Origin of the sequence: Pseudomonas sp. ML2-2023-3, assembly GCF_037055275.1 — a bacterium.
Taxonomy (GTDB): Bacteria; Pseudomonadota; Gammaproteobacteria; order Pseudomonadales; family Pseudomonadaceae; genus Aquipseudomonas.
The window spans coordinates 4,056,031-4,073,538 of sequence record NZ_CP146343.1 but is presented as its reverse complement, the minus strand read 5'-3'; the positions used below and the strand labels follow the sequence as shown (position 1 = coordinate 4,073,538).

The 17,508-nt window shown below is 59.1% G+C and carries 13 protein-coding genes and 4 pseudogenes; 7 read left to right on the top strand and 10 right to left on the bottom strand.

What is annotated here, in order from left to right:
* Positions 1-41 precede the first annotated feature (41 nt).
* The 10 genes and pseudogenes from radC to V6P94_RS18630 form a co-directional block, all read right to left on the bottom strand.
* Complete coding sequence (gene radC, locus V6P94_RS18675) at positions 42-539, bottom strand: DNA repair protein RadC (protein ID WP_338648190.1); 498 nt, start codon at positions 537-539, stop codon at positions 42-44.
* Positions 540-586: 47 nt separating this feature from the next.
* Positions 587-1,513 carry a hydrolase or metal-binding protein gene (locus V6P94_RS18670; RefSeq protein WP_198809625.1) on the bottom strand — a complete coding sequence of 309 codons (927 nt, stop codon included), beginning with the start codon at positions 1,511-1,513 and terminating at the stop codon, positions 587-589.
* A gap of 106 nt (positions 1,514-1,619) precedes the next feature.
* Positions 1,620-2,624: a YqaJ viral recombinase family protein gene (locus V6P94_RS18665; protein WP_057711621.1), complete on the bottom strand. Its 1,005-nt coding sequence runs from the start codon at positions 2,622-2,624 to the stop codon at positions 1,620-1,622.
* Positions 2,625-2,737: 113 nt separating this feature from the next.
* A pseudogene (locus V6P94_RS18660) lies at positions 2,738-3,001 on the bottom strand (DUF932 domain-containing protein); the annotation flags it as partial.
* Position 3,002: 1 nt separating this feature from the next.
* Positions 3,003-3,572, bottom strand: a pseudogene (locus V6P94_RS18655) (STY4528 family pathogenicity island replication protein); the annotation flags it as partial.
* A complete protein-coding gene (locus tag V6P94_RS18650; RefSeq protein WP_034113345.1) occupies positions 3,569-4,117 on the bottom strand; it encodes a DUF2857 domain-containing protein in 549 nt (182 codons plus the stop codon). The pseudogene V6P94_RS18655 and the gene V6P94_RS18650, both read right to left, overlap by 4 nt.
* Positions 4,114-5,649 (bottom strand): annotated as a pseudogene (locus V6P94_RS18645) (ParB family protein); the annotation flags it as partial. The gene V6P94_RS18650 and the pseudogene V6P94_RS18645, both read right to left, overlap by 4 nt.
* Positions 5,650-5,675: 26 nt before the next feature.
* Positions 5,676-5,780, bottom strand: a pseudogene (locus V6P94_RS18640) (ParA family protein); the annotation flags it as partial.
* A 4-nt stretch (positions 5,781-5,784) separates the two neighbouring features.
* Positions 5,785-6,015, bottom strand: coding sequence for an AlpA family transcriptional regulator (locus V6P94_RS18635; protein ID WP_034113338.1), 231 nt, complete (start codon positions 6,013-6,015; stop codon positions 5,785-5,787).
* Between the two features lie 115 nt (positions 6,016-6,130).
* Positions 6,131-6,880, bottom strand: coding sequence for a hypothetical protein (locus tag V6P94_RS18630; RefSeq protein WP_034113335.1), 750 nt, complete (start codon positions 6,878-6,880; stop codon positions 6,131-6,133).
* A gap of 804 nt (positions 6,881-7,684) precedes the next feature.
* On the opposite strand from V6P94_RS18630, the gene V6P94_RS18625 reads away from it, so the two are divergent.
* From V6P94_RS18625 to V6P94_RS18595, 7 genes are all read left to right on the top strand, one after another.
* Complete coding sequence (locus tag V6P94_RS18625) at positions 7,685-10,684, top strand: molybdopterin cofactor-binding domain-containing protein (protein ID WP_338648176.1); 3,000 nt, start codon at positions 7,685-7,687, stop codon at positions 10,682-10,684.
* Entirely contained in the window at positions 10,681-11,487 is an 807-nt protein-coding gene (locus tag V6P94_RS18620) for a xanthine dehydrogenase family protein subunit M (RefSeq protein ID WP_201147773.1), read from the top strand. The genes V6P94_RS18625 and V6P94_RS18620 overlap by 4 nt, the downstream gene beginning before the upstream one ends.
* Before the next feature lie 2 nt (positions 11,488-11,489).
* The gene (locus tag V6P94_RS18615; RefSeq protein WP_201147774.1) at positions 11,490-11,990 is read left to right on the top strand and encodes a (2Fe-2S)-binding protein; all 501 of its coding nucleotides are present in this window, start codon (positions 11,490-11,492) and stop codon (positions 11,988-11,990) included.
* Positions 11,991-11,995: 5 nt separating this feature from the next.
* Positions 11,996-13,534 carry an AMP-binding protein gene (locus V6P94_RS18610; RefSeq protein ID WP_338648169.1) on the top strand — a complete coding sequence of 513 codons (1,539 nt, stop codon included), beginning with the start codon at positions 11,996-11,998 and terminating at the stop codon, positions 13,532-13,534.
* A 19-nt stretch (positions 13,535-13,553) separates the two neighbouring features.
* Positions 13,554-14,357, top strand: a complete 804-nt coding sequence (locus V6P94_RS18605; protein WP_338648166.1) for an enoyl-CoA hydratase/isomerase family protein — start codon at positions 13,554-13,556, stop codon at positions 14,355-14,357.
* Between the two features lie 194 nt (positions 14,358-14,551).
* Positions 14,552-15,970, top strand: a complete 1,419-nt coding sequence (locus V6P94_RS18600) for a sodium:solute symporter family protein (protein ID WP_338648163.1) — start codon at positions 14,552-14,554, stop codon at positions 15,968-15,970.
* A gap of 74 nt (positions 15,971-16,044) precedes the next feature.
* Positions 16,045-17,478 (top strand): UbiD family decarboxylase, encoded by a 1,434-nt coding sequence (locus tag V6P94_RS18595; protein WP_338648162.1) that lies wholly within the window; start codon positions 16,045-16,047, stop codon positions 17,476-17,478.
* Positions 17,479-17,508 lie beyond the last annotated feature (30 nt).

Below are 17,508 nucleotides of genomic sequence, written 5' to 3'. Positions count from 1 at the left end.
ATCAGCCAAGGGCAGTCTATCGGACGGCGTGCCTATAGAGATTACAGGTAGCCTCGTTCAGCCAACGACACGCAGCCTTCACATCCCACGACGACATGATCCAATATCTGAGTGCCTTCCATGTTGAGGGCATTCTTGAGGGTTTTAGTCAGTGTGCGATCGGCTTGGCTGGGTTCTGGATCGCCAGAGGGGTGGTTGTGAACCAAGATCACGGCTGCCGCGTTGTGCTCCAGAGCGATCTTGACTACTTCCCGTGGATATACGCTGGCCCCATCCAGCGTGCCTCTGAACAGTTCTCTAAAGCCTATAACCCGGTGCTTGGTATCGAGTAGCAGCAAAGCAAAGACTTCGTGCTCATGGTATTGCAACAGTGTTTGCAGGTGGCTGAAGACCTGCTTCGGCTCAGTCAATGCTCTGCCTTTAGACAGACGGCTCATTGCCAGTTGTTGCGCCATCTGCAAGATATCGGCTTCGGTAACCGGGGAGTCCATGACATAGGTGCCGGTCGTTTCACCGGCTTTGAGCTTGTGATATTTCATGGGTATTCTCTTGAATTGGAAGACATTGGGTCAGGTTGGACGCGTGATCAGTGGGCGCGAGCAGAGTGGTCACTGCCGCTTTGGAGGGATTTGGATTCCAGTTTTTGTACCAGTGAGGTTTTGGCAGGGGCCGCTGGTTTGGGGGCTGCTTCTGTCTTGCTGGTCTGATCTTCAGCTGCGGGAAAGAACTCCTCGACGATGGCCCCGGTGTCCTCATCACTGTCTTCAAAAGCTCCGTTGCTAAATCCCTGTTGTGCCGCGTGATCCAAGGCGGTCTGATCAAAGCCTGCGGCTTGCCGGGTTTCCTCCAGTTGTTTGGCTTCCAGCAAGGCGTCTTCTAGGCTAAACCCGCTGCGCACGGTGATGTCCACGTAGAAGATCGGCGTGCCGTGGCTTTGGCGGGTGGACTTGCCGCGAAGACGCAACTCCAGCGGCAGGCAGGCGAGACGGTCTCCGGAAATGGCTTGTAGGTAATGTAGGCGTGCCGCCAGGGTACGGATGCTGTTGTAGCCCGTGGTACGAAAGACAAAGCTGCCCAACGGATCGTCATCGCCAATCACCACGTTCAGCCGGCCGTAAGGCTTGCAGGCATTGCCTTGAGCCAATGAACAACCATCCGGTGAAGGGCAGGGCAACGACTGAATGCCGTCCTTGGTCAAACGCTTGCAGGTCTCACCGTTGCCTACACAGACTGGTCGTCCGGTGTTACGGTCGAACAGGCTATAGTCAGCCCGAAAGTTGAGGTCGGGCTCGTTGAACAGCAGCCGGATCGGAATGCTGCGCAGCTTGCCGTCCTGGCCATTGCGCAGCTCCTCGTTGAGTGGATGCAGTAACCAGCCCTCGCGGCTCTGTACTTGGGAGGTGAGGGTGAATTGATCGTCCTTTTCCGGCAGACGCTTGCCGTTCTTTTCGACGACCTTGCCGATGGAAATGCGGCCCAAAATCGGGGGCGTGATGGCTAAACCTTTGAGCATGAGAGTTCTCCTGTATCTGAAATAAAAACGCCACCGAGACCGCGCAAACGGCCAGGGGGGCGTTGGAGAGAAAGGGCATGGGAATAAGGGAGGAGCGAACAAACGTTCAGGCCAGCAGAAAACGTCGACTGCCGGTTTTGGTGGTCGAGTAGCGCACTTGCAGATGGGGCTTTTCTTTCAGCAGACGGGGGATATCCAGGGCCACGCTGTCTTTGGCTTTCTTCCAAGTGATGTAGCCAGTTGCGAAGATCGCCCGACTGGCATCGCCCATGGCCTGTTGCAACGTTTGCTTGAGCTGAGCTTCCTGCTTCTCCTGCAGAGCAATCGATTCTCGCACGCGCTGTAGTTCGGTAAAGGTCGTACAGAGCCGCGTGTCATGGCTGAAGTCCAGGCTTTGCCCACTGTCCTGCGGATAAAGGCAGCGCAACGCCTGCTCCGCCGAGGCAGATCCGTCTGCCGGCGGCGGGGTATCACTGACGACGTAATCCCAGAACAACCGCTCCAGGTCGATCAGCCGAGCAATCAGTGGTTCATCGCGTTCAATGCGATGGATTTCCAGGTGCTGACCACCGAGCAGTACCGCCACATCAGCGGCCTGCTTGCCGGTGACGGCGAGCTGGTGCATGACTTGCAACTGCACATACTCGGGCACACCCTCCTTCCAGAGGCGTGCGCCGTTTATGCCGGCGGTTTTGCATTCGAGAATCTGCACTTCTGATGCGCCGATCACCTCACGGTCGATATTGGCCAGCATCCAGTTCAACTGCGGAGCCGGGTGTTGCAGCACGGCATTGATCCGTCGCACCCGGTGACCGCTACGCTTGGTGTAATGCGCAGCCACGATAGGCTCCAAAATGTTGCCCCAGTAAGCCGGGCTTTCCTCGTCTTGCGGATCGAGCTTGGGCAGTGATTCATCACGCCCGGTTTTCTCCATCCACAGCTCCAACTGGGACTTGTACGGGTTAAGCCCGACGGCAGCGGCCGCATCCGAGCTGCCGATACCTAGCTTGCGCACGGCCAGCCAGTCCTCACGCGGCAGTTGTTGGGTACCCACCAGGCGCAACGCCGGACGGGGTTTAGTACTGAATTTTTGCAGCGATTGAGTGCTCATGATCATTTCCTGAGGCATAAAAAACGCCCGACCAGCACGAGGCTTACCAGACGTTTTAAGGAGTGAGAAGAATGAGAAGGGGGTGAGGTTGATGAAGACAGCGAAAACAGGGGCTAAGCTGCAAGTTGTAGCGCAGCCTCCAGCGCCCGTTGCTTGATCTGTGCACCTTGACCGAACCAGGCAGAGTCCATGCGGTATTCGTTACTACGAGCCCTGCGTTCGTGATCGACATACTCGGTCACAGCATTGAGCAAGCCCCACGCAGTTCCTTGGGCCGATTCCAGCGTGGCGCCGCGACCTCCGCCTTCGTACAGGCTTTGAACCTTGCGCAGTGCGCGCTCGTTCGGCAGGACTTCGGGCAGTTTGCTATGGGGGGTTATCCGTGTCTTGGCGGACCTCTGTCACAACGTGCTGAGCGACAATTCGCACCGCCTTGGCTTTATGGGTGAGGCAATGTCCGACCAGCTCCAGGTAATCCTGATCCAGCTCCATGGCTTCGGCGGGGGTTAACGGTTCATCGTGCAGGACGTACAGAGAACCTTGTAGGCGTCCGCTGAGCTGATCGCGGCCACGACTCACCAAGCTGAGCCAGCGCGTCAGCCTGAGCATCGTCAAGACGCGTGCGATGGTTTCACGGGAGGCTGACGCGCCATAGGGCACGCTCGACAGGTAAGGTTGCAAATCCTCATAGCGGGGTGTGACCACACCCTGGCCTTGTAGCATGAGTCGAAACACCTGCCAGGCATTACGTTCCAATGGCGTCAGACGATTATCCAACAGCAACCGACGTGGCACGACTTCGTGTGATTGGCCGCTGAACAGAAAGCCAGCCTGCAGAGCCTGGTAGGAGGGCTGTTCAGTGGTAGGGCGTGCGGGCCAGCGTTCACTCAGCTGCTGGGTGCATTGCTGCAGGACACGCTGCCAGCGACTGGAAGGGGCAGTGTTCATGTTCCGTTGCTGTACTGGTCGATCTGCTGCCAAACGATGGTCAAACTGATCTGTTGTTCTTCGGCCAGCATCATCATGGCGTCGAGCTGATCCTCAGTTCCGTCCTGCGCGCGTAGCTGGCACCATCGCTGCCAGAGCGCATGTTCCTGCGCTTCGCTCAAATGCTGAGGGCGACCCTTACGGGTTTCTATCTTGAGCAGACGTCGGCGCAGGGCGGTTTCCGAATGCGCCAAGCCGAAGCGCTGATACATGATGGTGCTGCTGGCGCCTAGCTTGAGCGCTCGGTTGATCAAGCGCTCGTTCTGCTCGTCGCGGTCGGCTTGCTCGATCAGCCGGTGCAGCACTGGCGAGTCGATCTTGACCTCGACCCAAGACACGGTGGCATGGGCCAGGCGCGACAGCGTGGTGGGGGGTAAAGATTGCAGCAGGTAGATGTCGTCCTCACTCAATCCGAGTGCCTTACAGCGTTGCAGATTACCCAGGCGTAGCTCATGCAGTACCTGGGTCAGCATGGCCTGGTTGAGCACATTGAAGGACGGGCTCATGGCAGCTCCTTCGGTGAGTTGTCATCAGGGGGGAGCGTTAAGTCGATCAGACGGCGAGCCAAACGAATCAGCCGATACAGCTTGATTAACAAACTGTCGGGCAGTCGCTCCAGTCCTACGTCCACGGCGGGACGACCTGTCAGCGGGAGTTGATAGATCCCCAGCAACAGCTGGCCAAACAGGGCTGAGGGCAGTTGCTTGCGATCCTCCCAGTTCACGTCGTCTTGAGCGCGCAACAGGGCCAGGAGCAGTAGGTGAATGCCGGTCGCGCAAGGCGCTGCAAGATCAAGTCGCTCGATGTCGAGGGCGAAGCCCAAGCCATGCTTCTGATCGATGATGCTCTCGGGATGTCCGGCATAGGCGGCCATTTCCCGCGCCAGTCCGGCGATGGCTAAACGCAGTTGTTCGGGGCTATCCAGTGCTGGTGCAATGGGCCAGATGTCGTCGATCGTGCAGCTCTCGTCGGTCGGTGCTGTTTCGGTGGCGGTCTCGCGATCGATCTGTTCGCGAATCTGTTGAACGCGTGACGGAGGGCTGATCGCTGATACAACATTCGTTTCAGGTGGTGTGAGCACTTCCTCTCGCGCTGTTTCGGTCTGGGTTCTGGTCTCAGTTGATTTGGGACGGGACTCGGAGGAGGGAGGTCCTGGCGCGGCTTCACCAACGCTCGGCGGATGGCTGTTCTCTGAGGGTGTGGTGACGACAACGCCAGGAGTCGAGATGACCTGTTGGGTGTCGCTCAGTTCCAGCGCCAACATACGGTAGGACTGTCCGAGCAAGCGGCTCATGCGTTCGAGCAGTTCATCCTGGATCTGCTCAAGATCGAAGGACTCGGGTTCGGCATCGAAGTAACCCAGGGTATCGAGCCAAAATTCGGCGAACGCAATGGTGGCGGTTGGATAACGGTTCCAGGTTCGTTCAGCCTGGCTACGTAGGCCGATCAGGCGTTCGATCTGCGGCTTACCCAATCCGGCATACAGGGTTTGTGGAATGGCGGGTAGTAAGTGTTCAAGGGTGTCGAGCATCCGGCTAATGTGCGACTGCGAAATGGGATAGCCTCCAGCGGCAAGGCGTCGTGCCAGCTCACGTTGCGAGAGCACAGCGCCATCTGGTTCGAGCATGGTTTTGAGTTTGGCTACCGCCAGAGCACGCTCGATGAAGGTGAGTTGGCCGTGCAGATCGCTTTCGGCCAGATGGCCGAGTAGGGCGGTGATTTCATTGGCCCAGGGTCGGAACAGGCAGTGAATGCGAAAAAAACGTTCGTCGCGGGTTTCCTGCCACAGCTCGCCGAGAATCGCCAAGCGCGTATTACCGCCGTTGCGGATGATGAAATAGGTTTCTCCTGGGCGACGGGTAATCGGCGGTGGTTGATCCAGCCCGCGTTCACGGATCGAGGCCTTGATATCGTCATACAGCGGATTACGGATGAAACGCGGGTTGTGTTCATAGGGCCGCAACTGCTCCAGAGTGACCAGCATAGGTGTGTCGATGACTGGATCGGACAGCCGCTCCAGTTCTGGACCCCGAGGGAAAGGGTGGGTTGGCTATCCAGATCCAGTAGCAGGACGCGTAGGCCTGCGTCAGCCAGTAGGCCGCCGAGATTGGCGGCTACTGTGGTTTTGCCCACCCCGCCTTTGGTGGAAACCACCGATACCACACGCATGGCATCAGGCCTGTTGGCCTAAGCGTTCAACGACCCACTGCTCGATTTCCAGCGAGTCCCAGCCGACTGCCCGCAATCCAATGCGTTTGGCTTGAGGGAATTTACCTTCCTTCATCAGGTTGTAGATGTGCGCGCGTTTAAAGCCAGTTTTTCGCTCCACCTCGTCACGTCGCATGATGTGACGTTCTACCTGCGGTTGAGGTGCTTCAGCGATGGGTGAGGATTGGCTGGACATGATGGTCACTCCTGGCGTCGTTTGGCGCTTGGTGGGAAGTGACCTGAATTGAATAGCAGAAAACAGAGGTAGTCATTGCACTGCAACGGACAGGATTGCAGTGCAATGCTTCGTCCTACTTAATCTTTTTAAGGCTGCGATTTGCAGCAGCAAATTTTGCATCCAACGTGCGTTTACTTAGGCCGGGAATTTCTCTGTAACGTGCAACGAGTGCATCGACGATTGCCGCTTGGTTCTTGAACACAGACAACGGCCTGCCCGCAGGTGACTGATCCAGGAACAAGTTGAGCAAAACTCCGATTATATTCTGATACGTCTGTTCACTTCGTTCGCTGAGTTCTCCATGATTTTTGACGATTGCTTTGAGGTCATCCCGTTCGAGCCCTATCAATTGAAGATCTTGTAAAATCTCTTGATGATGACGTTGCAGAGCGTCCAGCTCTCGTATAAGCGCATCACGCTCTGCTTGTAACGCAAGAAAAGTTCCTAGTGTTATTTTTTCATGCCCGTCGCTGCTGGATTCAAACAAAAATGCAGGTTTTTGATCCGGGTAATAAAGCTGCATCCAGTGGCGAAAATCGGAGTGGCGTATCGTCAACTGAAAAGGTTCTACGTAAGTCCCCATGGGAACCGAAATGCCGAGACAACCATAAGGCAGTTCACCATTACGTATTGCGTCGTAAATTGCTTCAGTAGTTGCCCGCAAGCACGGCCATTGCGGGAAAATTTTTCCAAGCCTCTCTGGGCAGACCTCATCAGCTCGTATTATTTCTGCTTCGTGGCGAATGAGGTTACACCAACGTAATGCTGCATCTATGGGTCTATAAAAGATTTTAGTTTGCGGATTGAAAATTTGCACAGACATATAGGTCGGACCTCCATTTCCCATGGAGAAGGCCTCCCGCGAGGCATCTCTATCCCAGCAAGCTGATGGCAGCCGCTGATCTTCTGGATTCCTCGCTCGGTGAGGTCGCTCCAGCTACCAATGCTTCAATGCTCCGCACAGGAACTGCCGCTCTGAATGCCAAAAGCCAATCGTGGTCGTTATGTTGACTTTTTTGGTCGATAGTGGACAGCAAAAAATGATAATGATTCCATTCGAGTTTTTTAGTATTGGCCCAACTGGACGGCCTAATCACGGCCTCGCAACGCCGCACGCAAGCCAGCTACTCAACCGCGCCCCAAAAAATCGGGTCTTTGAAGCTCCTCTGATGGAGCGGATGGGTTATGTCTGCCCGGAGGGGAGAAGTGATCAGCGCTGTGAAAAAAACTAAAATATTGCTAATGAACAAATGTTCAGCATGAGATTGCTCCAGTCGTTCACTGCAACAACTGAATCCCCTCCAGAAAGTACCTTATGAAAACAATTGTTGTTGCTGACTCGATGTTGCTGCTCATGCGGAATTGACCCAGTCGCTGCGATATTTTTCAGGGGTATTACTTTGCCAAACCAATGCCCTACGCAGAAATCGAAGCGTTCCTGAGCCATCCCGCGTCCCTTCCCTGAGCGGCCATTCTGTCGGGTCCCAGTCCTGTAAATCAGACGCTAAGGCAAATTGTCAGACTCCAACGCAGAACTCCCTCTCCCCAGGCAAGGCGCTCCCTGCGCCTTTCTCACACACTCGGCTCTAACGCTATCGCGCTGCATAACAACAAGAGCCGCGAAAAAATGACTAGTTTCCAACCTGCTACCGAAAATCAGACCGGCCACATCGGCGCCCGTCAGGCCCGTGTCGAGGACGCCGCATTGTTGCGCGGTCTCGGCTGCTATGCCGATGACGCTGCGATCCCGCCGGGGACGCTCCATGCGGCGATCATCCGTTCACCCCACGCTCATGCGCGGATCACCTCGGTGGACTTTTCCAGTGCGCTGCTGATGAAAGGCGTGCACGGCGTGCTGGTCGGCGAAGACGTCAAACGCTGGGCGCTGCCATTTCCGGTGGGTGTACGTCAGCCGATGGAGCACTGGTGCGTCGCCGTCGACAAAGTGCGCTACGTCGGAGAGCCGGTGGCCGTGGTGATCGCCGAGAGCCGCTATCTGGCCGAAGACGCCATCGAAGGTGTGCGCGTTGAATACGAGCCGCTGCCCCCGATCATCGATCCAGAACGGGCCACCGCCGAACAGGCGCCTATCCTGCACGAAGCCGTCGGCAGCAACGTGGTCAACGAACGACGCTTTCGTTATGGCGAGCCGGAGCAGGCCTTCGAGCAGGCGCCGCACAAGGTCTCGCTCAAAGTGAAGTTTCCGCGCAGTTCCTGCACACCCATTGAATGCTATGTGGTGTTGGCTCAGTACGAGCGCGCCACCGGCATTTATGACGTGCTGGCCAATTTCCAGGGCCCCTATGCATTACACACGGTCATGGCCCGGGCTCTGAATGTGCCTGGCAACCGCTTGCGTTTGCGCACACCGAAAGATTCCGGTGGCAGCTTTGGCATCAAGCAAGGGGTTTTCCCTTACGTGGTGATGATGGGGCTGGCGTCACGCAAGGTCGGCGCACCGGTGAAGTGGGTCGAGGACCGTCTGGAACATCTTCAGGGGGCTTCTTCGGCGACCAATCGGGTGACCGAAATTGAAGCGGCGGTAGAAGCAGACGGGCGCATCACCGCTTTGCGTTATGACCAGATCGACGATTGTGGTGCCTACCTTAGAGCGCCTGAACCGGCGACTTTCTACCGCATGCACGGCAACCTGACGGGTGCCTATGCGATCCGCAATCTGCAAGTGCGCAACCGCGTGGTGCTGACCAACAAAACCCCTTCCGGCCTGAACCGTGGTTTCGGTGGCCCGCAGGTATATTTCGCCCTGGAGCGGCTGCTGCAACATATCGCCGTGCAGTTGAAGCTTGATCCGTTGGACGTGATCCGCCGCAACCTGGTGCCGGCCGATGCCTTCCCATATCGCGCGGCCGCCGGTGCGTTGCTCGATTCCGGCAACTACCAAGCTGGCATTGCCTTGGCGGCGGCTGATGGCGGTCTCGACGAGTTGCTCAAGCGTCGTGATCAGGCGCGTGCCGAAGGCCGAATCTATGGCATCGGTTATGCCGCCGTCATCGAACCGTCGATTTCCAACATGGGTTACATCACCACCGCGATGACACCCGAAGAGCGACGCAAGGCCGGTCCGAAAAACGGCGCTGTCGCAACCGCAACCATCAACGTCGGCCCATTGGGTGACGTCAGTGTGCACGTGTCCTCGGCACCGCAAGGGCAGGGCCATCAAACCACGGTCGCTCAGGTCGTCGCCGAAGTGCTCGGGGTTGCGCTGGAGTCCATCGTGGTCAACGTCGAACTGGATACCCAGAAGGACGCTTGGTCGATTGCCTCGGGCAACTATTCCAGCCGCTTCGCCGGTGCTGTGGCTGGTGCCGTCTACAAGGCAGCGCTGAAGATCCGTGATCGCCTCGCCGCGATTGCCGCCGAGCAATTGCAGGCCAGTCCCGAGGATATTCGTTTCGCGGGCGGCAAGATTTTTGTGGTCAATGGCGGGGCGGTGGCGCCATTCCATCGGATTGCCGGTGCGACCCACTGGTCGCCGGGCCTGCTGCCGGAAGGTGAAAGCGGCGGTCTGCGCGAAACCGCCTTCTGGAGCCCGCCGCAATTGGTGGCACCGGACGACCAGGATCAGGTCAATAGCTCGCTGTGCTACGGCTTTGTCTTCGACATCTGTGGTCTGGAAATCGACCGCATGACCGGCGAGATCCACATCGATCGCTACGTCACCTGCCATGACGCTGGCCGCCTGCTCAACCCGGCACTGGTCGATGGCCAGATTCGTGGTGGCTTCACCCAAGGCCTCGGCGCGGCGCTGATGGAAGAGTTCGCCTATGGCGAGGACGGCAGCTTCCTCTCCGGGACCTTCGCCGATTATCTGGTGCCGACCGCGCCGGAAGTGATCGAACCGGTGATCCTGCACATGGAAACGCCATCGCCATTCACCCCACTGGGCGCCAAAGGTGTGGGCGAGGGCAACAATATGAGCACGCCGGTGTGCATCGCCAACGCGGTGGCCGACGCCCTCGGTCGCTCGGACATTCGTCTGCCACTAACGCCATCGAAAGTACGCACGCTCATCGGGATCGACGAACCACCACGGCCCGCCGGTATGGAGCCCGATGAAAACCTGGACGCAGCACCTGCCGGTGGACCGGCATTGCGGGCCAACGACTCGGTGGTGATTCCTGCTCCGCCGCAGCAGGTCTTCGATACCTTGCTCGACCCACAGACGCTGGCGGCGATCATTCCCGGTTGTCACGACCTCGTGCTTGAAGGCGAAAACCGTTACCGCGCAGACGTCACCGTCGGCGTCGGCATGATCCGTGCGCGCTTCGAGGCCAAGGTTGCCCTGAGTGATCTCGACCCTCCGCATTCATTGCGTCTGTCCGGTTCCGGCAGCAGCTCGATGGGCTCGGCCCAAGGCCAGGCCAAGGTGCGTTTCGTCGAACTGGAAAATGGCCACACACGCCTGGAATACCAATACCAGGTGGCGGTCAGCGGCAAAGTCGCCGCGGTCGGCGGCCGAATGTTGCAAGGGGCCTCGAAAGTGATCATCGGACAAATTTTTACTCGCCTGTCGCAACGGGTCAGCGGCCAAGCCATCTCCACCGGCTGGTGGGCGCGACTGCGGGCCTCGCTTGGCGCGCTGTTTGGCAAGGGAGGTGCGCAATGAAACCGGCTGCTTTCGATTACGTTCGGGCTGACACCCGTCGTCAGGTGGTTGAGTTGCTCGCCGAGTACGGCCAAGAGGCTCGCATCATCGCCGGTGGCCAATCGCTGATGGCGGTGCTGAACATGCGCCTGGCTCAACCCAAGTTGCTGATCGATATCAATCATGTGGCTGACCTGGCCTATATCGAACTGCGCAAGGATTGCCTGGCTGTAGGTGCCGGGGTGCGACAGGCGCAGTTGCTGGCGCGTTCGACCCTGATGGACGAGGTGCCTTTATTGGCACTGGCGATGCCCTGGATCGGCCACTTCCAGACGCGTAATCGCGGCACAGTCTGCGGTTCGGTGGCTCACGCCGACCCCAGCGCCGAGTTGCCGCTGTGCCTGGTGACGCTGGGCGGCGAGATCGTTCTCGAGTCGAAAAAAGGCAAGCGCATCGTCAAGGCTGCGGACTTCTTTCAAGGCATTCTCACCACTGAAAAGCGTGCGGATGAACTGGTCGTCGAGGTGCGTTTTCCGCTCAAGCGCGAAGGCATCACCTATCGCTTCCGCGAAATCGCCATGCGTCACGGCGACTTTGCAATTGTATCCCTGGCCGCAGCCATCGGCACGGACCAGGTCGAACTCGGCATCGGCGGGGTCGCCGACCGTCCGCAACGTCGCAGCCTGCCTCGTGGTGCGGCGTTACCAGACGCGCTCAATCAAACCGCCTGGTCGCTCGATGCACAAGACGACGTGCACGCCAGCGCTGCCTATCGCCGCCAACTAATTCGCGAGCTGGGTCATCAGCTGATCGAAGGAGTCTGAACATGCGTGTAACTGCCGAACAAACCTTTGCGATTCGCCTGGAACTCAATGGCCGCACCCGCGAAGCGCTGGCCGAACCGCGGACCCAACTCTGCGACTTCCTGCGCCACGACCTCGGTGCCACCGGTGTCCATGTCGGATGCGAACACGGAGTCTGCGGTGCCTGCACGGTGCTGGTGGACGGGGTCGCCATGCGTTCCTGCCTGATGCTCGCGGTACAGGGGCACGAGCGGCGTATCGAGACCGTCGAGTCCCTGGCCGACGACGACACACTGAGCGACCTGCAACAAGCCTTTCGCCGTCATCACGCCTTGCAGTGCGGCTTTTGCACTGCGGGCATTCTCATGTCCTGCGTGGATTTCCTCGAACGGGTACCCAACCCGGACGAGACCCAGGTACGCGACATGCTTTCGGGGCATTTATGTCGCTGCACGGGCTACACCGGCATCGTCCAGGCCGTGCTCGAAGTAGCTGCCCAGCGCCAAACGAACAAAGGGGAATAACAATAATGTTCGATCTCGGACGCAGCTTCCTCGCTGCCGTTGAACGCCGACCACACGCCGTGGCGGTCAGTGACGGTGCGTTGAAGAAAACCTATGAAGACTGGTTCGTCGATATCCAGAGCGCAGCTCGGGGCTTGCAACGCCTCGGGCTGCAGCGGGGTGACCGACTGCTGGTAGCGATGCAGAACCGCTGGCAGATGGCGACTCTGCATTGGGCCTGTCAGTTTGCGGGCATCGTCATGACCCCGTTGAACTGGCGCTCGACTGCCGATGAGCTGGGCTACTGCATCGAAGATGCACAAATCCGTGCACTGGCTTACGACGACTCGACGGTGGCCGCGGTGGCCGGTTGCAGCGCCGCCACAAGGCTGCCACGGATCGCCGCCGGTATCCGTGCCGCCGACACCGACCTGAGTTTCGAGGAACTGTGTTCGCAGACCCCGTCCGGAATCATTTTGCAGGCCGACGCCGAAGACTTTTCACTGCTGCTGTACACCTCCGGCACCACCAGCAAGCCCAAGGGGGTGCCCCGTCGGCACCGTTCCGAACGCGCCGCGGCGGTTGCCCACGTAGCGCAAAACCTCTACCGCCAGAGTGAATGCACGCTGGGTGTCATGCCGCTTTACCACACCATGGGCGTGCGCTCGTTGCTGTCCATGGCGCTGATCGACGGGCATTTCGTCTGTGTGCCGAAGTTCGACGTGGAAGCCACGCTGCAGGCCATCGAACGGGAAAAGGTCACCAACCTATACCTGGTGCCGACGCTCTACCACATGCTCATCGAACACCCGGCCTTTGCCCGCGAGCGAGTAGCCAGTGTGGAGAAAATTGGCTTTGCCGGCGCACCGATGAGCGATGGCTTGATGCGTCGCGTCGAGCAGGCGTTCCAGCCGCAATTGTTCGTCAATCATTATGGCAGTTCGGAGATCTACACCTTCACCATCGACCAGCAGGCCAGCCGTAAACCCGGCTCGTCAGGGCGCAGTGCAATGAACCAGCGAGTGCGCGTGGTGCCGATCGATGCTGAAACGGTGGACGTGCAGGCCAACCCATTGGAGGAGGGCCAGATCATCGCCGACCTGGCGAGTGACGAGGCGTTCGAAGGCTACCTGAACCGCCCCGAAGCGACCGCCAGGGCGTTGCGTGACGGATGGTATTTCACCGGTGACATCGGCTACTTCGATCTGGAGGGCGATCTGTTCGTCACGGGGCGTGTCGATGACTTGATCATCACCGGCGGCGAAAACGTCAGCCCGGCGGAAATCGAAAACATGCTCTCCCTGCACCCAGCAGTAGAAGAAGTGGTGGTGGTCGGCCTGCCGGACGAGCAGTGGGGCAAGATCATTGCTGCGTTTATCAAGCTGCGCGCCGAGGTCTCGGAATGCGACCTCGATGCCCATTGCATCGCTTCGGGTCTGGCCAAATTCAAGCGGCCACGGCGTTACCAGTTCATCGATCAGATTCCCAAATCTCCAGTTGGCAAGGTGCTGCGACGCGTGCTGCTGGCCCAATTTCAGGAACAGGCCTTGAAGGCCATCAGCTAATCATCCAGAGGACACTCCCATGCAACAACAAGCAATCCAGCAATTTCTCGACACTCAGTTCGATGGCTTCCAGGTTGAAGTCGATGTGTCCCGCGAGCGCGCCGACATCATCCTCAACCGGGCGCCGTTGAACGTCATTTCCATGGGCCAGCGCGATCAACTGCGCCTGGTCTTCGAAGCCCTCGATGCACACAAAGACGTGCGCGTCATCGTGCTGCGCTCGGTGGGTGAACACTTCTCCAGCGGCGGCGACATCAAGGGCTTCCTCGAAGCTTCGCCGGAGCACGTTTCGAAGCTGGCCTGGAACGTTGCGGCACCGGCGCGTTGCGAAAAACCGGTGATCGTTGCCAACCGTGGTTACACCTTCGGCGTCGGTTTCGAACTGTCCCTGGCCTGCGATTTCCGCGTTGCTTCGCAAACCACGCGCTACGCCTTGCCTGAGCAGAACCTGGGTCAGATCCCCGGCTCGGGTGGCTCTGCACGTCTGCAGAAAATCATCGGCATCACCCGCACCAAGCACATGGTGATGCGTGCCAAACGCATCACGGGCGACCAGGCCTATGCCTGGGGTATCGCAACCGAGGTCGTGCCGGATGCCGAACTCGAAAGCACCGTCGATGCGCTGGCAGATGAGCTGCGGCGCTTCTCGCCGCTGGCTCAGCGCACGGCGAAAAAACTGATCAACGACAACGAAGATGCACCGCTGACCGTCGCGATCGAAATGGAAGGTCACTGCTACAGCCGACTGCGCAGCTCCAAGGACTTCAAGGAAGGCGTCGAAGCGTTTCACAGCAAGCGTCCGGCAGTGTTCACCGGCGAGTAAATGCGTACCAGCGAGCAGGCCCGGGAGCATGTCGGAAACGGCGTGCGCCCCTACGGAGCGGGGCCTGCCGCCCCTTCACTGAAACTGATAGGGCGCATCAATATTCGTTAATAGAAAACCCGCTGCGGGGCTCTTAGGCTGAGATCGGCTGCATCGAAATCCGTCCAATAAATATAAAAATCGGAGTTCCACTTATGGCTTCTAGCTGGCTGGTATTAACCATCGTGGCCGCCTACATGGTGGTCTTGGCGTTGATCAGTTTTTGGGTTCGACGCTCTACACAAAGCGCGAAAAACTTCACCACCGGAGGCAAGGACTTCCCGGCGGTGCTGATCGGTTTTCTGATGATGTCCGAGTTCATTGGCACTACCGCGAGCATTGGTACGGCTCAGGCGGGTTACACCTATGGCATTTCCGCTGCCTGGAACATCGCCGCCCTGGGCGTCGGTTTTGTGATCTTCTCCATGCTGTTGGCGAAGAAGTACAAGGACCTCGGCGAGAACACCATTTCCGGGGCGCTGGCCCGCACTTACGGCGAGCCGGTACGCTTCGCCACGTCAGTGATCATGATCTGCGCGCTGTCGATCGTTGCGGTCTCAATCTATGCCAGCGGCGGGGCAGTGCTCGCGACCTTGCTGGGCATCGAGCGGACGTCCGCGATCATCATCGTTGGTATTGTTTCGGTGCTGTACGTCGGCATCGGTGGCATGCGCTCGGTGATCTATACCAACGTCTTGCACGCGCTAATGATGTACGCCGGGATCATCCTCGCCTTGGGTTTTGCCTTGAGCAAGGTTGGCGGCATGGGCGAGTTGGTGGCGCGACTGCCAGCGCCGATGTTCGAAGTCGGCAACGTCGGTTGGCCGAAGATTTTCGCCTGGCTGGTGGCCGGTATCGGCGCGACGTTCGCCACCCAGTACGTGGTCCAGGCGGTGAATACCGTCAGCGACGGGCGCAAGGCCCAGCACGCGAGTTTCTACTGCGCGTTGATGTTGATTCCCTACGGCTTGATCGCTGCGATGGTGGGGATGTGCAGCGCGGTGCTGTTTCCGCAGATTCCTTCGTTGCAGGCCTTTCCGCAAATCCTCGGGCACATGCACGAATGGATGGCCGGGATCGTCGTCGCAGGACTGACCGGGGCGCTGTTCGGCACCATGGCCGCGCTAACCATGGGCATCGCCACGTTGTTGCTCAAGGACTTCTATCAGCCGTTCTTCAACCCACAAGGTGATGATCGCAAGAACCTCAATTTTGCCCGGACCGCGACCATCGTCGCCGGCCTGCTGCCCATCACGCTGGCGCTGTACGCCTCCGACGTGCTGGTGGTGACCTTCCTCGCCAAAGCCTTGCGCGCCTCACTCGCGGTGCTGGTGCTGATGGTGTTTTACGCGCCGACATTCGGCACGCGGCAGGGTGCGTTCATCAGCATCATCGCGTCACTGATCATCACCATCGGCTGGTTCCTGATGGGCAATCCCTACGGCATCGACAACGCCTACATCGCGCTGGCCACGCCACTCGTGATCATGACCCTGAGCCATATACTGCGCGGTGGCAAACCTGAACACACCGACAGCGCCAAACCCATCAGTGCGAGCGCTACCGGACGCTGAACCCCAACGATTTAAACGGGCATGCCGCCGGGTGACCGGGCATGCCACCAAAACAATAATGACGAGGTAAGGCCATGCAGCCTGTGACTCTTTCCACCCCCGAAGCCGACAGGGCCGGGGACCTGCCAGCAGGCGCCAGCCTGCGTGGCTGGCTCGACCATTTGCAGCGCCGGCAGCGTTTGACAATGATACGTCCCGGCGTGGACCTGCGTTTCGGCGTTGCAGCGATTGCCAATCGTCTGGACGGCAAGAGCGCTTCACTGTTCCCCCAGCCGGGCGGCCATTCGATCGCGGTGGTGTCCGGCCTGCTGTCCGACCGGCAGTGGATGGCCGAAGCCATGGGCGTGGAGTCCGCTGAAGTGTTGGCGCGTTTCGAAGCCGCCAGCCTCAATCCGCTGCCGTGGCGCGAAGTCGGCGATGCAGCTTGTCAGCAAGTGGTGCATCGCGAGATCGACCTGAACAAACTGCTGCCCATTCCCACCCACAACGAGCACGACAGCGGCCCTTACATCACCGCTGGCCTGCTGATTACCCGAAACCCGCGCACCGGGGTACAGAACGTTTCGATTCACCGCTTGCAAGTGAGCAGCCCAAATCGCCTGGGCGCACTGCTGCTGCCACGCCATGCGCTGGCCTTCTTTCAGGAAGTCGAGGCGCTGGGAGAGGATCTGGACGTGGCGGTGGTCATTGGCGCTGATCCGCTGACCTTGCTGGCGTCCCAGGCCATCGTGCCGATCGATCACGACGAACTGGAAATTGCCGGTGCGCTGCATGGCCGTCCGCTGGCGGTGACGCGCTGTGTCACCAACCAGATTCGCGTACCTGCCGACGCCGAGATCGTCATCGAGGGCCGGCTGCTGGCCAAGGCGCGGGAGATGGAGGGCCCGTTCGGCGAGTTTCCGCAGTACTACGGCGAGCGCGCCGAACGCCATGTGATCGAAGTCGACGCCGTAACCCATCGTCACGACCCGATCTTTCACACCATCGTCGGCGGCGGCCTGGAACACTTGCTGCTCGGCGGCATCCCGCGCGAAGCGACCATGCTTGCGCACTTGCGCCGCAGCTTTCCGTGCGTGCGTGACGTGCACCTGAGCAAGGGCGGAGTGTGTCGTTATCACCTTTATGTGCAGATCGACAAACGCTCCGAAGGCGAGGGCAAGAACGTCATCCTCGGCGCGCTGGGCGGTCACTACGACATCAAGCACGTCACCGTGGTGGATATGGATGTGGACATTCATGACCCCATCGAAGTCGAGTGGGCTATTGCCACCCGTTTCCAGGCCGACCGCGACCTGGTGCTGATCCATGAATCCCAGGGCTCGAAACTCGATCCGTCCACCCGCGACGGTGTCGGCTCGAAGATGGGCTACGACGCCACGGTGCCGCTGTCGGCACCGACCATGCGCTTCAAGCGAATCCAGGTGCCGGGCCAACAGGAAGTCGAGCTCGACAAGGTGGCGCACGCGGCGCCGCAGGACTGGCAGTGCGTGCTCCAGAAGCACGATTGAACCCGGAGGTCGCTGGTGTTCAGCGGCCTG